General features: G+C 71.9%; 12 protein-coding genes. 5 read left to right on the top strand and 7 right to left on the bottom strand.

The window, feature by feature from the left end; genetic code table 11:
- The first annotated feature begins 131 nt into the window (after nucleotides 1-131).
- Together ORV05_RS21515 and uvrB are read left to right on the top strand one after the other, a co-directional pair.
- A complete protein-coding gene (locus ORV05_RS21515; protein WP_268753822.1) occupies nucleotides 132-389 on the top strand; it encodes a hypothetical protein in 258 nt (85 codons plus the stop codon).
- A 64-nt stretch (nucleotides 390-453) separates the two neighbouring features.
- The gene (uvrB, locus tag ORV05_RS21510) at nucleotides 454-2,613 is read left to right on the top strand and encodes an excinuclease ABC subunit UvrB (RefSeq protein ID WP_326938075.1); all 2,160 of its coding nucleotides are present in this window, start codon (nucleotides 454-456) and stop codon (nucleotides 2,611-2,613) included.
- A 67-nt stretch (nucleotides 2,614-2,680) separates the two neighbouring features.
- Here the strand turns inward: uvrB and ORV05_RS21505 are convergent, their stop codons facing one another.
- The 4 genes from ORV05_RS21505 to ORV05_RS21490 all read right to left on the bottom strand — a co-directional run bounded on the left by ORV05_RS21505 (nucleotide 2,681) and on the right by ORV05_RS21490 (nucleotide 7,729).
- On the bottom strand, nucleotides 2,681-3,070 hold the full coding sequence (locus ORV05_RS21505) for a VOC family protein (RefSeq protein WP_268753821.1): 390 nt from the start codon (nucleotides 3,068-3,070) through the stop codon (nucleotides 2,681-2,683).
- 63 nt (nucleotides 3,071-3,133) lie between these two features.
- Nucleotides 3,134-3,895: an enoyl-CoA hydratase/isomerase family protein gene (locus ORV05_RS21500; RefSeq protein WP_268753820.1), complete on the bottom strand. Its 762-nt coding sequence runs from the start codon at nucleotides 3,893-3,895 to the stop codon at nucleotides 3,134-3,136.
- 25 nt (nucleotides 3,896-3,920) lie between these two features.
- Nucleotides 3,921-4,877, bottom strand: coding sequence for an ABC transporter permease (locus ORV05_RS21495; protein ID WP_268753819.1), 957 nt, complete (start codon nucleotides 4,875-4,877; stop codon nucleotides 3,921-3,923).
- Complete coding sequence (locus tag ORV05_RS21490; RefSeq protein ID WP_268753818.1) at nucleotides 4,874-7,729, bottom strand: alpha/beta fold hydrolase; 2,856 nt, start codon at nucleotides 7,727-7,729, stop codon at nucleotides 4,874-4,876. Before ORV05_RS21490 ends, ORV05_RS21495 begins: the two co-directional genes overlap by 4 nt.
- 256 nt (nucleotides 7,730-7,985) lie before the next feature.
- On the opposite strand from ORV05_RS21490, the gene ORV05_RS21485 reads away from it, so the two are divergent.
- The 3 genes from ORV05_RS21485 to ORV05_RS21475 all read left to right on the top strand — a co-directional run bounded on the left by ORV05_RS21485 (nucleotide 7,986) and on the right by ORV05_RS21475 (nucleotide 11,551).
- Nucleotides 7,986-8,960 (top strand): TerC family protein, encoded by a 975-nt coding sequence (locus ORV05_RS21485; RefSeq protein ID WP_268753817.1) that lies wholly within the window; start codon nucleotides 7,986-7,988, stop codon nucleotides 8,958-8,960.
- A gap of 40 nt (nucleotides 8,961-9,000) precedes the next feature.
- Nucleotides 9,001-10,938, top strand: a complete 1,938-nt coding sequence (locus ORV05_RS21480) for a S9 family peptidase (protein WP_268753816.1) — start codon at nucleotides 9,001-9,003, stop codon at nucleotides 10,936-10,938.
- A 73-nt stretch (nucleotides 10,939-11,011) separates the two neighbouring features.
- Entirely contained in the window at nucleotides 11,012-11,551 is a 540-nt protein-coding gene (locus tag ORV05_RS21475) for a GNAT family N-acetyltransferase (protein WP_268753815.1), read from the top strand.
- 10 nt (nucleotides 11,552-11,561) lie between these two features.
- Here ORV05_RS21475 and ORV05_RS21470 read toward each other — a convergent pair whose 3' ends face one another.
- The 3 genes from ORV05_RS21470 to ORV05_RS21460 all read right to left on the bottom strand — a co-directional run bounded on the left by ORV05_RS21470 (nucleotide 11,562) and on the right by ORV05_RS21460 (nucleotide 14,233).
- Nucleotides 11,562-12,191, bottom strand: a complete 630-nt coding sequence (locus ORV05_RS21470) for a LysE/ArgO family amino acid transporter (RefSeq protein WP_268753814.1) — start codon at nucleotides 12,189-12,191, stop codon at nucleotides 11,562-11,564.
- 156 nt (nucleotides 12,192-12,347) lie between these two features.
- Entirely contained in the window at nucleotides 12,348-13,280 is a 933-nt protein-coding gene (locus ORV05_RS21465) for a MerR family transcriptional regulator (protein ID WP_268753813.1), read from the bottom strand.
- A gap of 50 nt (nucleotides 13,281-13,330) precedes the next feature.
- The gene (locus ORV05_RS21460) at nucleotides 13,331-14,233 is read right to left on the bottom strand and encodes an ADP-ribosylglycohydrolase family protein (protein WP_268753812.1); all 903 of its coding nucleotides are present in this window, start codon (nucleotides 14,231-14,233) and stop codon (nucleotides 13,331-13,333) included.
- Nucleotides 14,234-14,248 lie beyond the last annotated feature (15 nt).

The raw sequence follows: 14,248 nt of genomic DNA, 5'->3' as shown, positions 1-14,248 counted from the left end.
GACGGTCGGTCCATGGTGGGGCCTCCGATAGTCAAAGTCGAGACCGTTTCGGTCCTTGGCACCAGCCGACCGAGTGATCATTGGGTTCCCGGCACGAAGATTCCACGATTATTCCGGTTTAGGCTTCACGCATGGGGAACGTCATCCACGCCGAGCCGACCGAAGTCGTGGCGGTCGTCCGCCTCCGCCGAGGTGTGGTCGGAGAGTGCAAACGCGTGTGCCACATCGTGCCGATCCCCGAGTTCGGGCCCATCCCCGAGCACCTCGTCGCCCTGTGCGGCGAACTGCTCGTGCCGGGCGATGTCGAGGTGCTCGACCGCATCGGCGGGATGCCCTGCGAGGCCTGCCTGACCCGCTCCGCCCGCCGCGCCTGCCGCCGGTTGCGCTGAACTCCTGCGCCGGACCGCTGCCGGGCCGCCGGAAAATGTCGGTGGGCGGGCCTAGGCTGGTGCCGTGGCTTTCGCAACCGAACACCCCGTGCTCGCCCAGTCCGAGTTCCGCCCGGTCTCCGAGATCCCGCGCTCGGACGGCCGGTTCCGGGTCGTCAGCGATTACCGGCCCGCCGGTGACCAGCCCGCCGCGATCGACGAGCTGGAGCGGCGGCTCAGGGCGGGCGAAAAGGACGTCGTGCTGCTCGGGGCCACCGGTACCGGCAAGTCCGCCACCACGGCCTGGCTGATCGAGCGCGTGCAGCGGCCCACGCTGGTGATGGCGCCGAACAAGACGCTGGCCGCGCAGCTGGCCAACGAACTGCGCGAACTGTTCCCGCACAACGCGGTCGAGTACTTCGTCAGTTACTACGATTATTACCAGCCGGAAGCCTACGTTCCGCAGACCGACACCTACATCGAGAAGGACTCGTCGATCAACGACGACGTGGAGCGGCTGCGGCACTCCGCGACCATGAACCTGCTGTCCCGCCGGGACGTCATCGTGGTCGCCTCGGTGTCCTGCATCTACGGCCTCGGTACCCCGCAGTCCTACCTCGACCGCTCAGCCAAGCTCGAGGTGGGCACCGAGGTCGAGCGCGACGTGTTCCTCCGCGCGCTCGTCGACGTGCAGTACACCCGCAACGATATCGCCTTCGCCCGCGGCACCTTCCGCGTCCGCGGGGACACCGTCGAGATTATTCCGGCTTACGAGGAGCTGGCGATCCGCGTCGAGTTCTTCGGCGACGAGATCGACAAGCTCTACTACCTGCACCCGCTGACCGGCGAGATCGTGCGGGAGGTCGACGAGGTACGGATCTTCCCGGCCACCCACTACGTGGCGGGGCCGGAGCGGATGGAGAAGGCCATCGCCGGCATCGAGGCCGAACTGGCCGGGCAACTGGCCAAGCTGGAGAAGCAGGGCAAGCTGCTGGAGGCTCAGCGGCTTCGCATGCGCACCAGCTACGACATCGAGATGATGCGGCAGGTCGGGTTCTGCTCGGGGATCGAGAACTACTCGCGGCACGTCGACGGACGGCCCGCGGGCTCGGCACCGGCCACCCTGATCGACTACTTCCCCGAAGACTTCCTGCTGGTCATCGACGAGTCGCATGTGACGGTGCCCCAGATCGGCGGCATGTACGAGGGCGACGCCTCCCGCAAGCGCACCCTGGTGGAACACGGGTTCCGGCTGCCCAGCGCACTGGACAACCGGCCGCTGACCTGGGAGGAATTCAGCGACCGGATCGGCCAGACGGTGTACCTGTCGGCCACACCCGGCCCGTACGAGATGGGGCAGACCGGGGGCGAGTTCGTCGAGCAGGTCATCCGGCCGACCGGGCTGGTGGACCCGGAGGTGATCGTCAAGCCCACCGAGGGGCAGATCGACGATCTGGTGCACGAGATCCGGGCGCGCGCCGACCGCGACGAGCGGGTCCTGGTCACCACCCTGACCAAGAAGATGGCCGAGGACCTCACCGACTACCTGCTCGAACTCGGCATCCGGGTCCGGTACCTGCACTCCGAGGTGGACACCCTGCGCCGGGTCGAGCTGCTGCGGCAGCTGCGTTCGGGCGATTTCGACGTGCTGATCGGCATCAACCTGCTGCGGGAGGGGCTCGACCTGCCCGAGGTGTCGCTGGTGGCCATCCTCGACGCGGACAAGGAGGGCTTCCTCCGCAGCGGCACCTCGCTGATCCAGACGATCGGCCGGGCCGCCCGGAACGTCTCCGGTGAGGTCCACATGTACGCGGACAAGATCACCGACTCGATGCGGTACGCGATCGACGAGACCAACCGGCGGCGCGCCAAGCAGGTCGCCTACAACACCGAGCGGGGCCTCGACCCGCAGCCGCTGCGGAAGAAGATCGCCGACATCCTCGACCGGGTCTACTCGGAGGCGGAGGATTCCGAGCGGGAGATCGAGGTCGGCGGTTCGGGCCGCAATGTCTCCCGGGGCAAGAAGCCCGAGCAGGGTGGCGGTGGCCGGAGCTCCGGCGTGCTGGTCGATCGCGACGTCTCGTCCATGCCACGGGCGGAACTGGCGGATCTGATCCAGTCCATGACCGACCAGATGATGCAGGCCGCCCGCGACCTGCAGTTCGAACTGGCCGCCCGCCTGCGCGACGAGATCGCCGACCTCAAGAAGGAACTCCGCGGCATGGACGCCGCCGGGCTCAAATAGCCCGGGTCCCACGGCCGGCGGTGCCACGGCCGCGTGCCGCTCCGGAAGGGCCCGCCGGGCGTGGGACTCAGGGGACTCGGGTGGCGTTTTCGTCGGGTTGGAGGAGGCCGAAGAGGTTGCCCTCGGTGTCGGTACAGTAGGCCAGCCACCCGATACGGGGGATCGCGCACCGGGGCACCACGACCTTCCCCCCGGCTTGCCGTACGTGCCGGACGATGGTGTCCAGGTCGTCGACCTCGATCGTGCTGGGGTAGGCGTTGAGCGGGGCGTCCTCGTCCGGTGGCGGTCCCTGCCGTGGCACGAGTCCACCGTCGATTCCCGGCCCGTCCCCGGTACTGATGAGCCAGTACGGGGCGTTGTCCCAGCGTTCGAACGTCCAGTCGAAAACCGTGGTGTAGAACGTGATCGCACGCTCCGGATCGGTCGCGTGGATCTCGAAGTGGACCGGACGAGGCATCGGCGCCTCCTGCGGTGCAAGGAAGAGTGATGCGGGAATTTTACCGCCGTGGGCCCGGATCGCTCAGCCCGGTTCTCCGGCCCGCCGCAGGTAGGCATCGATCGCCGCGTGGGTTTCCGGAGCCGCCCAGAGCATTTCCACGTACGCGTCGTCGGCCGCCCGGTGCTCGCCGATCCGCTCGTCGAACGGCCGGTGCAGTTGCGCCTTGGTATGCGTGAACGCGCGCGGGGGCACCGCCGCCAGCCGGGTGGCGATCTCGACCGAGCGGGGCAGCACCTCGGTGTCCGCGGCGAGTCCGTCGACCAGGCCGAGGGCCAGTGCCGAGGGGCCCGCGCAGGGCCTTCCGGCCAGTACGAGCTCCGGCAGGCGGCGACTGCCGTAGGCGCATCGCAGGATTTCCATCGCGACCAGGGGAAACGGCAGGCCCGCGGCCAGGTCGGTCAGCCCGAACCGGCCGCGCTCCGCGCTCATCACGCGGCGGTCGCAGGCGGCGGCGAGCACCGCGCCGCCGGACAGCGCGTCCCCGCTGACGGCCGCGACGACGGGGCCGGGGAACCCGAACAGCGCCAGCAGTGCGTCCGACAGCGCGGGGAGGAACCGGCGGACGTAGGGTGCGCCTCCGGCCCGCAGCCGCCGCAGATCGAACCCGGCCGAGAACACCTCCGGCCGTCCGGTCAGCACCACGGCCCGGTGCCCGCCTGCCGAGAGGCCGTCGACTCGCGCCGCCAGTTCCCGGCACACCGTCTCGTCCAGCAGGTTCGCCGGGCCGCACCGCATCCTCAGCACTGCGACGGGGCCGTCGTCCTCCACGGCAATCGGTGACACGGTTCCACTGTAGGTGGTGAACGTTTCAGCTGGTGATGTCCTTGACGGCGAACCGGCGGGCGGCCAGCAGGCCGAGCACGGTCGCGTAGGCGACCGCGGACAGCACGCCCGCCGCGATGTTCGTCCAGTCGACGTCGGTGGCGATCAGGTCCATCCACGCGTAGGCGTAGTGCGTCGGCAGGTAGTTGCGCAGACTGCCCAGCGCGGTGATCTGGTCCAGGATCTGCGACAGGATCGCCGCCAGCACCGCCCCGCCGACCGCGCCCAGCGGGGCGTCGGTCGACACGCTCAGCAGCAGCGCGAGCGCCGCCACCCAGGCCAGCTGGATCACGAGGTAGCCGATCGCCGCGGCCAGCACGAGCAGGCTCCGGTCGAACGGGATCGCGTCCCCGGTCGGGCTGATCGCGTCGCCCGCCCCGTACCACAGCAGGCCGACCGCCAGGGACACCAGGGGCAGCAGCACCAGCGCCCCCAGCGACAGCAGTCCCGACGCGACCGCCTTCTGCCGCAGCACCCGGTGCCGCGGCACCGGGATCGCCAGCAGGTACTTCAGGCTCGACCACGAGGCCTCGCTCGCCACGGTGTCGCCGAAGAACAGCGCGACGATCGTGGGCAGCAGGAAGCCGCCCGCCACGAACAGCGCCAGCACCACGAAGTTCGGCGCACTCGCGGTGGCGAGGTCGACGAACCCGCCCGAGCGGCGGTTCGGGCTGGACTGCCCGACCTGGAACGCCAGCACGAGGATGAACGGCAGCACCATCACGAAGCCGAGCACCAACTGGGTGCGCCGCCGTCGCAGCTGGCGCCGCAGCTCCACCGACAGCCGGAGCGTCCGGATGGCGCGGTAGCCCGCCACCGCGCCATCCGGCCCCACCTCGTCGTGCTCGTGCCGCGCCGCTTCGGTCAGTTCGTCCAGCGCCGCCGGATCGGTGTGCACACCGTGCCCGGCGGCCCCGCCGTTCGGGGCCTGGCCTGCGCTCATGTCAGTTCGTCCTTCGTCTCGACGAGGCGGAGGAAGGCGTCTTCCAGCCGCCGCCGCGGGCCCGCCTGTTCCACCGCGATCCCGGCCCTGACCAGCGCCGCGACCGCCTCCGCCCGCGGCAGGCCGTCCAGGTCCGCGTGCACCAGATCGCCGTCGACGTCCACCTGCGACACGCCGCCGGCCGCGCGCAGGGCCGCCGCCGCCGCTTCCGCGTCGTCCACCCGGAAGGTCGCCTCGCCGCCCGCGGCGGCGATGTCGGCCACCTCGCCGGAGGCGACCAGCCTCCCGCGGTGCATGACGACCACGTGCGAGCAGGTCTGCTCGACCTCCGCCAGCAGGTGGCTCGACACCACGACGGTGCGGCCGGTGGCCGCGTAGCGCCGCAGCACCTCGCGCATCTGGTGGATCTGGGGCGGGTCGAGCCCGTTGGTCGGTTCGTCGAGCACGAGCAGCTCCGGCAGGCCGAGCATCGCCTGCGCGATCGCCAGGCGCTGCCGCATGCCCTGGCTGTACGTGCGGACCTTGCGGTGCACCGCGTCGCCGAGGCCCGCGATTTCCAGCGCCTCGGTGAAATGGGCCTTCTCGCGCGGGCGCCCGGTGGCGTCCCAGTACAGCCGCAGGTTCGCGGTGCCCGACAGGTGCGGCAGGAAACCGGAACCCTCTACAAAGGACCCGATGCGCGACAGCACCGGGGCGCCGGGGCCGACGAGGTGCCCGAACACCCTGATCTCGCCCGCGGTGGGCGTGATCAGGCCCATCAGCATCCGCAGCGTGGTGGTCTTGCCCGCGCCGTTGGGACCGAGCAGGCCCAGCACCTGGCCGCGCTCGACGCGGAAGGACAGTCCGTTCACCGCGGTGAGCCCGCCGGGATAGGACTTGGTGAGGCCGCTGATCACCAGCGGCACCGCGGCCAGCCCGGGTTCGGGCCGCCGGATGCGGCGACGGCGGCGCACCGCCGCGGCCAGCGCGATCACGGCCGCCGCGGCCAGGATCCCGGCGAGGGCCAGCAGGCTGCCCGTCGGCCACCCGGCGCCGACGGCCGTCCCGGGGATCGTCGGCACGGACAGGCCGCCGTCCAGCGCGACCTGGTAGGCGGCCGGGGCCACCGGGGTCGCATAGGCCTGGTCGGTGGTGGCGACCACGAGTTGCAGCGAGTGCCCGGACTCCACCGGGCGCACCACGCCCGGCAGGGTCACCGTGACCTCGACCGGGCTGCCGCCGCTGGGCAGTGCGACCCGGATCGGGGCGACGGCGTTGGACGGCAGGGTGCGCGTGCCGTCCGGGTTGACGTCGTAGAGCTTCACGAACAGGGTCGCGCCGGGGTTGTTCCCCGAGAGGCGCAGCCGGACCGTCGGTGACCCGGCGACCAGCAGCTGCTTGTCCAGCGGGGCCGAGGTGAACCGGGCCGACTGGCCGGGGAGGTCGATCCCGAACAGCCCGGTGACCCGGGAAGAGCCGGCCAGGCCGTTCAGCCCGGGCATCCCGCTGATGGCCGCCGGGGTCCCGCCGGGCGGGTTGACGATGTTCTGCGGCCCGCCGGACAGCGCCACCTGCTGCCGGTCCGTGCCGCCGCCGGACAGGCCCGGATACCCACCGGCTTCGACGACCCGGACCGAGGGGGCGCCGGAGGCGCGCAGCGAGCCCTGCACGTCGTAGAAGAAGCCGCCGACCGGGTTGGTGCCCTCCCCGGTGAGCTGGAACCACAGCCAGTCCGCGATCTTGGCACGGAGCTGGGGGCCCGGCGAGCCGCCGTCGTGGCCGCCCGCGTACCAGATCTGCTGCACCTTGCCGCCCGCCGCGGCGATCTGGCGGGCGTTCGCGTCGGACTGGTCGAGGCCGAACAGGGTGTCGTTCTCGCCCTGCACGAGCAGCGTGGGCACGGTGATCCGGCCGGTGACCGAGGCGGGGGAGACGCGGCGCAGCAGGTCGATGGTGTGCGTGCTCGCCTGCCCGGTGGTGGCGAGCTCGGTGTAGGCCTGGCAGATCTCGGCGGTGAACCGGCCGCACAGCGTGGACGGCGCCGGGGGCTGCTGGGCGGAGGCGGGCGGCGCGGCCCCCGCGGCCGTCGAGGACCCGCTCGCACCGGTCTGCCCGGTGCCGCCGGACTGCTGTCCCGGTTCGGGTGCCTCGCTGCCGAGGCCACCGGCGCCGGAGCCAGGAGAACCGGCCGAGAACAGCAGCCCGGCCCAGGAGCGTTTGAACACCCCGTCGCCGCCGAAGGCACCGGCGGCCGGAGTGGCCGCCTGCGGCGCCGCGGCCGCCGCGGAGTTCGGGATCAGGCCCTGGGCCAGATCGTTGTAGGTGATCTCGGGGGCGATCGCGTCGACGCGCTTGTCGTAGCCGGCGAGCAGGAGTGCGAGCGCGCCGCCGTAGGAGGCCCCGGCGACGCCGACCCTCGGGTCGCCCGGGGCGTCCTGCCGGACCTCGGGCATGGCGGCGAGGCGGTCGATCAGCGCGCGGGCGTCGGCCACCTCGAGATCTGGGTCGTCGAGCCCGATCTGCCCGGTGCTGCGGCCGAAGCCGCGCGCCGAATAGGTGAGCACGACGAACCCGCGGCGGGCCAGTTCCTGGGCGGGCCCGGCCACGCTGGTCTTGTCCGCGCCGAATCCGTGCGGCAGCAGCACCGCCGGGGCCGGGGTGCGCGCGGGCAGGTAGAGCGTGGTGTCCAGGCGCACCTGCTCGGCCGAGCCGGGCGCGGCCGGGACGGCCACGACGGCGTCCCTGGTCGCCACGGGCGGGGACTGCCTGCCGGAGCGGGCCCAGACCAGACCGGCCGCGGCGAGGACGAGCACCACGGCGGCCAGGGCGAGCCAGCGGCCACGGCGGGTGCGCGGGAGCGGGATGCGGGGCACCCCATGACGGTAGGTGACGTTTCCTGAGAACCGTCCGGCGCCCAGGACGCCACCTGGGTGATAAGGGTTACCTAAGCTGGCCATCGAATCGGACATCGGTGATGATGGTGGATAGACGTGGAGGGGAGTATTCCTTCGCGGCGGTGTCGTCAGCACGGCGGTCTTTCGGGACCCCCGGCACCGTCGGCAGGGTGGTCACCCTGCGGAAGAGACCTCCGGCTAGCTGCTGTGCGCGCTATCCGGAGGTTGTGCGTAAATGACCGTCCCCCTGTGGCTGTGGGCTTCGACCGTCGCCGGTCTGCTCGTCCTGATCGCCATCGACCTGGTGATCGTGGACCGCAAACCGCACGAGGTGACCGCCAGGGAGGCTCTCCGCTGGGTGGCGTTCTACGTCTTCTGCGCGATCCTTTTCGGGGCGGGCGTGTGGATCTTCGCCGGGCACGACCCGGGGGTGGAGTTCTTCACCGGCTACCTGACCGAGTACTCGCTGTCGGTGGACAACCTGTTCATCTTCATGATCATCATGGCCTCGTTCAAGGTGCCCGCCATCCACCAGCACCGGGTGCTGCTGGTGGGCATCCTGCTCGCGCTGGCCATGCGCAGCGTGTTCATCGCCGTCGGCGCCGCGCTGATCGCACAGTTTGTGTGGGTTTTCTTCCTCTTCGGCGGGGTGTTGCTGTGGACGGCCGTGAGCATGCTGCGCGGCAACGACGAGCACGAGGAATACCGGGAGAACGCGGTCACGCGGTGGGCTCGCAGGCTGTACCCGGTCAGCGACTCCTACGACGGGCACCGGATGTTCGTCCGCCGCGGGGGCAGGCGGATGATGACCCCGATGTTCCTGGTGATCATCGCGATCGGCAGCGCGGACCTGCTGTTCGCGGTCGACTCCATCCCGGCGATCTTCGGCATCACCCAGGAGGCCTTCCTGGTCTTCACCGCCAACGCCTTCGCGCTGATGGGCCTTCGGCAGCTGTACTTCCTGCTCGGCGGCCTGGTGAACAAGCTGGTGTACCTGTCCTACGGGCTGGCGGTGATCCTCGCGTTCATCGGCGCGAAACTGGTGTTGCACGCGCTGCACGAGTACCACGTGGTCCCGGACTGGCTGGACATCAACAACTGGGTCTCGCTCGGGGTGATCGTGGGCGTGCTGACGCTGACCACGGTGGCGAGCCTGCTCAAGGTGCGCCGGGACGCGGCGGTCGCGGAGCATTCGCCGGCGGCCTCCTGAAATCTTTTTAGCAAGGCTAATGACCTGCTAGGTTCGGGGAATGCGTCCAACCGACCTCGAACACCTGGCCGTACCCGGGATGCCGGCCCTGCACGGGGACCTGCTGCTCGCCGGGTTGTCGACTCCCCACCTGGAGGGCAACGCCTACCGCGGCGTGCTGTGGCGCGCCGGTCTCGACGGTGAGGTGAGCCGCTGGACCCACGGGGAGCGCGACAGCGCCCCGGCCATCTCCCCGGACGGCCGCTGGGTGGCGTTCCTGCGCGCGGAGACGGCGAAGGACCGTCCGCAGTTGCACGTGATACCGGCAGGCGGCGGCGACGCGCGGCGGCTCACCGCGCTGCCGCTCGGCGCCGGCGCGCCGGTGTGGGCGCCGGACTCCCGCCGGATCGCCTTCACCGCGCGGGTGCCGGAGCCCGGCCGGTACGGCTTTCCCACCGAGGGCGGCGAAAGGCTCGAACCGGCCGAGGAGGCCCCCCGGCGGATCACGCGTTTCGACTACCGGATCGACGACATCGGCTTCCTCGGCGACCGCCGGGAACGGCTGTTCGTCGTGGACACCACCGAAGATCCGGCGGTGGACCCGGTCCCGCTGACCGACGACCGCGTCGATGTCGGCGCCCCGGTCTGGCTGCCCGACGGCGAGACCGTCCTGGTCGTCGCGCTCCGGGACTGGGGCGCGGCCGAGAGCGAGGAAACCGATCTGTACGCGGTTCCCGCGGATGGGGGCGAGCCGTGGCTCGCCGTGCGCACCGCGGGCAGCGTGGACAGGGCAGGGGTGTCCCCCGACGGCCGGATCTGGTTCGTGGGCGCCGAGTTCACCTGGCCGGGTGCCGAGGCCCGCAACCCGGGCCTCTGGACGGCGACGCTGCGCGACGACCGGGAACCGGCGGTGCCGCGGCGGCTGACCGACGCCGAAACGGTGCACTGCGCCGCGGCCGCCGGTGCCCCCGTGCTGGTGGGGGACGAGGTGCTGGTGGCCGTGCTGAACCGGGGCGCGGTCGAGTTGCGCGCGGTGCCCGCCGAGGCCGAGGCGGCGCCGCTGGAGAAGCTGCGGCCGGTGGCCGGGGAGCGGGCCGCGGTGCGCGCCTTCACTGTCGACGGCGAGCGCGTCGCCGCCGTGGTGGCCACCCCCGGCAGCGCCGGTGAACTGGTGCTGATCGCCGACGGAACCCAGCGCGTGCTCACGGACTGGTCGAAACCCCTGCGCGACCAGGGACTCCGGCCGGTCGAAGAACTGACGGCGACCGCTCCGGACGGCTACGGGGTGCACGGCTGGCTGCTCCGCCCGGAGGGCGAGGGCCCGCATCCCGTGCTGCTCGTGGTGCACGGGGGTCCGTTCGCGGCCTACGACTGGGGACTGTTCGACGAGGTCCAGGTCTACGCCTCGGCCGGTTACGCGGTGGTGATGGGCAATCCGCGCGGGTCCGCCGGGTACGGCGAAAGCCACGGCCGGGCCATCGTGCACGCCCTCGGCACGGTGGACGCCGACGATCTGCTGGCGCTGCTCGACGCCGCGCTCGAAGATCCCGGTCTCGACGCCTCCCGGGTCGGGGTGATGGGTGGCTCCTACGGCGGGTTCATGACCGGCTGGCTGGCCGCCCACCACGGCGAGCGGTTCCGCGCCGCGTGGAGCGAGCGCGCGGTCAACGCGTGGGATTCCATGGTGGGCAGCTCGGACATCGGCTGGAACTTCGTCGACGCCTACATCGGCGACGACCTGACGGCCCAGCTGGACCGCAGCCCGCTCAGCCACGCGGGCCGAATCCGCATCCCGTTCCTCATCGCCCATTCCGAGCAGGACTGGCGGTGCCCGATCGAGCAGGCGCAGCGGATGTTCGTGGCGCTCAAGCACAACGGCACCCCGGTCGAGATGCTGCTCTTCCCGGGCGAAGGACACGAGCTGAGCCGCTCCGGGCGGCCCCGGCACCGGGTTCAGCGGTTCGAGGCCGTGCTCGAATGGTGGTCGCGCCACCTGTGACGGTTTCCCGCGCGCACGATCGGCCTCGTGCGCGCGGGAAAAACCCGTTGCCGCGCCGGGGGAGAATCGGGGCATGGAATGGACCGTGCGGGCCGCGGTGGCGGCCGACGCCGACCGGATCGCCGAGATCAACGTGGACGCGTGGCGGCACGCCTATCGCGGTCTCATCGCCGAGTCCACCCTCGCCGCGATAGACACCGGCGCCAGGGCGGTCCGGTGGGCGGAGACCGTGCGTGACCTCGCCGAGCCCGCCGCGCTGTTCGTGGCGGTCGGCACGGATTCCCGGATCGGGGCCTACTCGGGCGTCACGCGAGCGCGCGACGAAGGTGACCGGCGTCCCGGCCTCCGCACGGGGGAACTGACCGCGCTCTACGCCGATCCGGCGGGCTGGGGCCGCGGTGCCGGTTCCGCCGCGCATCGCGCCGCCCTGGACCACCTGGTGGCACACGGGTTCGAGCACGCGGTCCTGTGGGTGCTGGCGGGCAACGAGCGGGCGCGCCGGTTCTACGAAGCCCGCGGCTGGCGCCCCGACGAGGTCGTCAAGGACGCCGGGATCGGTGACCGCCCGGCCCCCAAGATCCGTTACTCCCGTTCGCTTCGGAAGTCCGAATAGGACTCCGGGCTCAGCTCCACAGGGTGTGCACGGCGAGGAAGGCGATCACCGAGCCGGAGAGGAGCGCCGTGCCCAGTTGACCGCGCCGCCCGGTGAGCACCCGGCCCAGTAAGGTGCCGCCACCGGCCAGGAGGAGCTGCCAGCTCGCCGACGCGAGGAACGCTGCGGTCACGAAGGCCGAGCGCTCCGTCCAGGTGTCCGCGACCCGGGCCTGGCCGCCCAGGACCACCGCGACGAAGTAGATGATCGTGGTGGGGTTGAGCAGGGTCATCGCCAGGAAGGCCGCATACGCCCGGGCCGGACTCGGTGCGTCTTCGGGGCGCGGGGGTGCCTGTGCCGCCGAAGCCCGGTACCGGCGCAGTCCACTGTGGAGGACCTGGACCGCCACCGCGAGCAGCACACCGGCCGCGATCCACCGCAGCACGCCCGCGACGGGGGCGATCATCTCGGCGAGCGGGCCGCCGCCGAACATGGCCACCAGGGCGTAGACGCCGTCCACGGTCGCGATGCCCAGAGCCGCGGCCGCGCCGACGCGCAGCGAGGTCCGCGCGGTCAACCCGACGAGATAGGCACCGATGGCGCCGACCGGGATCGCGATGCCGTAACCGGCCAGCAGCCCCGCGAGGACGACGGCGGTCACGCCAGCGGCCTGACGGGCCTCCCCGGAACGGTCGACTGTTGCTGGCCCGTAACGGAAACAGCACGGGACGGCACCACAGTCGGGGAGAGGATCGCAGTCATGGTGCGATCATCGCCGGGAGATTCCCCACGGACAAGCGATTAATGCCGCGCGGGCTCAGCGCGGGTGGGCGCGCAGTGCCCGGAGGAACCAGCCGAGCGCCGGAGCCGGACTCTCCGGGGCAGCCCAGCCGTTGACCACCGCCAGCAGCCGGAGGTAGCGCTCCCGCCGGGGATCGTTCGCGTCCCCGACCCGGGCCAGCAGCCGGCGCCGCAACTCCCTGTCGTCGGGACGGTCCAGGATCCGGGCGTACCGGGTCGTGACGGCGGTCACGACCGGACCGGCCTCCGGCGAGTCAGGGGACAGACCGGCCGCGAGGGCCGCCCGGGATTCGTCACGGACCATCGCGATGAGGTCGGGACCCGGGACCGGGGTGGCGCCGGTGGCGCACTCGGCGGTGTGGTGCTCGGCCAGGCGCCGCATGCTGTCGCGGAAGCCGCGGTCCTGGGACAACTCGGCCAGTTCGAGCCACGCCTGAACCTGCCCGGCCTCGGGGTCGTCGGGCAGCTCGGGCGTCATCGACCGCGTGATTCCCGTGAAGGCGGCGTCGTCAAGGCCGCCGAAGGTGGAGCGGAGGAAGTCCTCGATCAGGTGCCGGCGTTCGTCCTCGGAGAGCTTGGCCAACTGGTGCATGAGTTTCATCTCCTGTGATGTGGATTCGCGAGAGGCGACCGCCACGAGGACCGAGCGCCGCAGGCGCAGCAGCCGGATCTGCACGGCCAGGGCTTCGGCGTGCGCTGCCGCGACTTCGGGCAGCGAGATCTCCCGGTCCACCACCTTGCGGATCGTGGCCAGGTCCAGCCCCAGCTCCCGCAGGGTCCGCACGAGATCCAGGCGTGCGACGGCAGCGAGGTCGTAGCGGCGGTGGCCGGCGGGGCTGCGCCCGGCCGCCGGCACGATCCCGCGGTCGGAGTAGAACCGGATCGCCTTGACGGTCAGCCCCGTGCGCCGGGCCAGATCTCCGATCGAATACCACGGGGCGCCGTCCATGGCGTCACCCTCCCACCTCCCCTTGGGGGAGGGGCAAGCCCGCGGCCCACTCAGGAACGCGGGGCGCCGGTGGCCCCGGCCCAGCCGGGCAGCGGTTCGCAGGCGGATCGCCAGTGGGCGGGCAGCCCGGCCCGGCCGACGCGAGCGGCGACGATGCCGCCGACGATGGCGCAGGTGGTGTCCACGTCACCACCGGTACTGGCGGTGGTCCAGATGGCCTGTTCGTAGTCGTCCAGATGGCGGGCGGCGGCCCAGAGCGCATAGGGGACGGTGTCCCAGGCGCTGGTGTGGCGGCCGTTGCCGAGCTGGTGCACCGCGATCTTCGCCGAGGGGACGTGCGCCAGGCCGCGGGCCGCCCACACTCCGTGGCGGACCCGGCCGGGCGGTGTCATCCGCAGCACCGTGTCGAGGAACTCGCGCGGCCCGGGCGGGGCGCTACCGGCCGCGAGGGCGGTGGCGACGGCCACGGCGACCGCACCGGCGACGGCTTCGGGGTGGGCGTGCGTGACCTCGGCCGACAGCGCCGCCTGGCGGGCGGCCTCCTCGGGGTCGTCGGCGAACCAGGCGCCGACCGGGGCGACCCGCATGGCGGCCCCGTTACCCCACGAGCCCTGGCCGTCGAACAGTTCGCGGGACAGCTCGCGCCAGGCACCGCCCTGGCGGATCAGCCGCAGCAGCCGGTTCATCGCGGGCCCGTAGCCCCGGTCGAAGTCGTGATGGGCGGCGAAGGCGGCCGCCAGCGCGTCCTGATCGATGCGGTCGTGCCGCAGCAGGACGGCGACGACCGAGCAGGCCATCTCGGCGTCGTCGGTCCACTGCCAGGGCGCGGGCGGCGGGCGTCGCAGTTCCAGCGCCGTGCGGTTGGTGGGAACGAAGAACTGGGAACCGAGTGCATCCCCGAGGGCGAGGCCGTGGAGCGAGTCCAGGGCGCGAGCGCGGCGGTCGGTGGTCATGTGCTCGTCAGCATG

The sequence above is a fragment of the Amycolatopsis cynarae genome, from assembly GCF_026802195.1.
In the GTDB taxonomy this organism is placed as follows: domain Bacteria; phylum Actinomycetota; class Actinomycetes; order Mycobacteriales; family Pseudonocardiaceae; genus Amycolatopsis_E; species Amycolatopsis_E rhizosphaerae.
Note: the sequence above shows the minus strand (reverse complement) of the source record. Positions and strands in the feature narration are given on the sequence as shown.

Bases quoted from the DNA above. Each gene is read 5' to 3' on its own strand.
- ORV05_RS21480 (WP_268753816.1), top strand. From the start codon at position 9,001: ATGCGTCCAACCGACCTCGAACACCTGGCCGTACCCGGGATGCCGGCC.
- ORV05_RS21515 (WP_268753822.1), top strand. From the start codon at position 132: ATGGGGAACGTCATCCACGCCGAGCCGACCGAAGTCGTGGCGGTCGTC.
- ORV05_RS21485 (WP_268753817.1), top strand. From the start codon at position 7,986: ATGACCGTCCCCCTGTGGCTGTGGGCTTCGACCGTCGCCGGTCTGCTC.
- ORV05_RS21495 (WP_268753819.1), bottom strand. From the start codon at position 4,877: ATGAGCGCAGGCCAGGCCCCGAACGGCGGGGCCGCCGGGCACGGTGTG.
- ORV05_RS21505 (WP_268753821.1), bottom strand. From the start codon at position 3,070: ATGCCTCGTCCGGTCCACTTCGAGATCCACGCGACCGATCCGGAGCGT.
- ORV05_RS21465 (WP_268753813.1), bottom strand. From the start codon at position 13,280: ATGGACGGCGCCCCGTGGTATTCGATCGGAGATCTGGCCCGGCGCACG.
- ORV05_RS21475 (WP_268753815.1), top strand. From the start codon at position 11,012: ATGGAATGGACCGTGCGGGCCGCGGTGGCGGCCGACGCCGACCGGATC.
- ORV05_RS21460 (WP_268753812.1), bottom strand. From the start codon at position 14,233: ATGACCACCGACCGCCGCGCTCGCGCCCTGGACTCGCTCCACGGCCTC.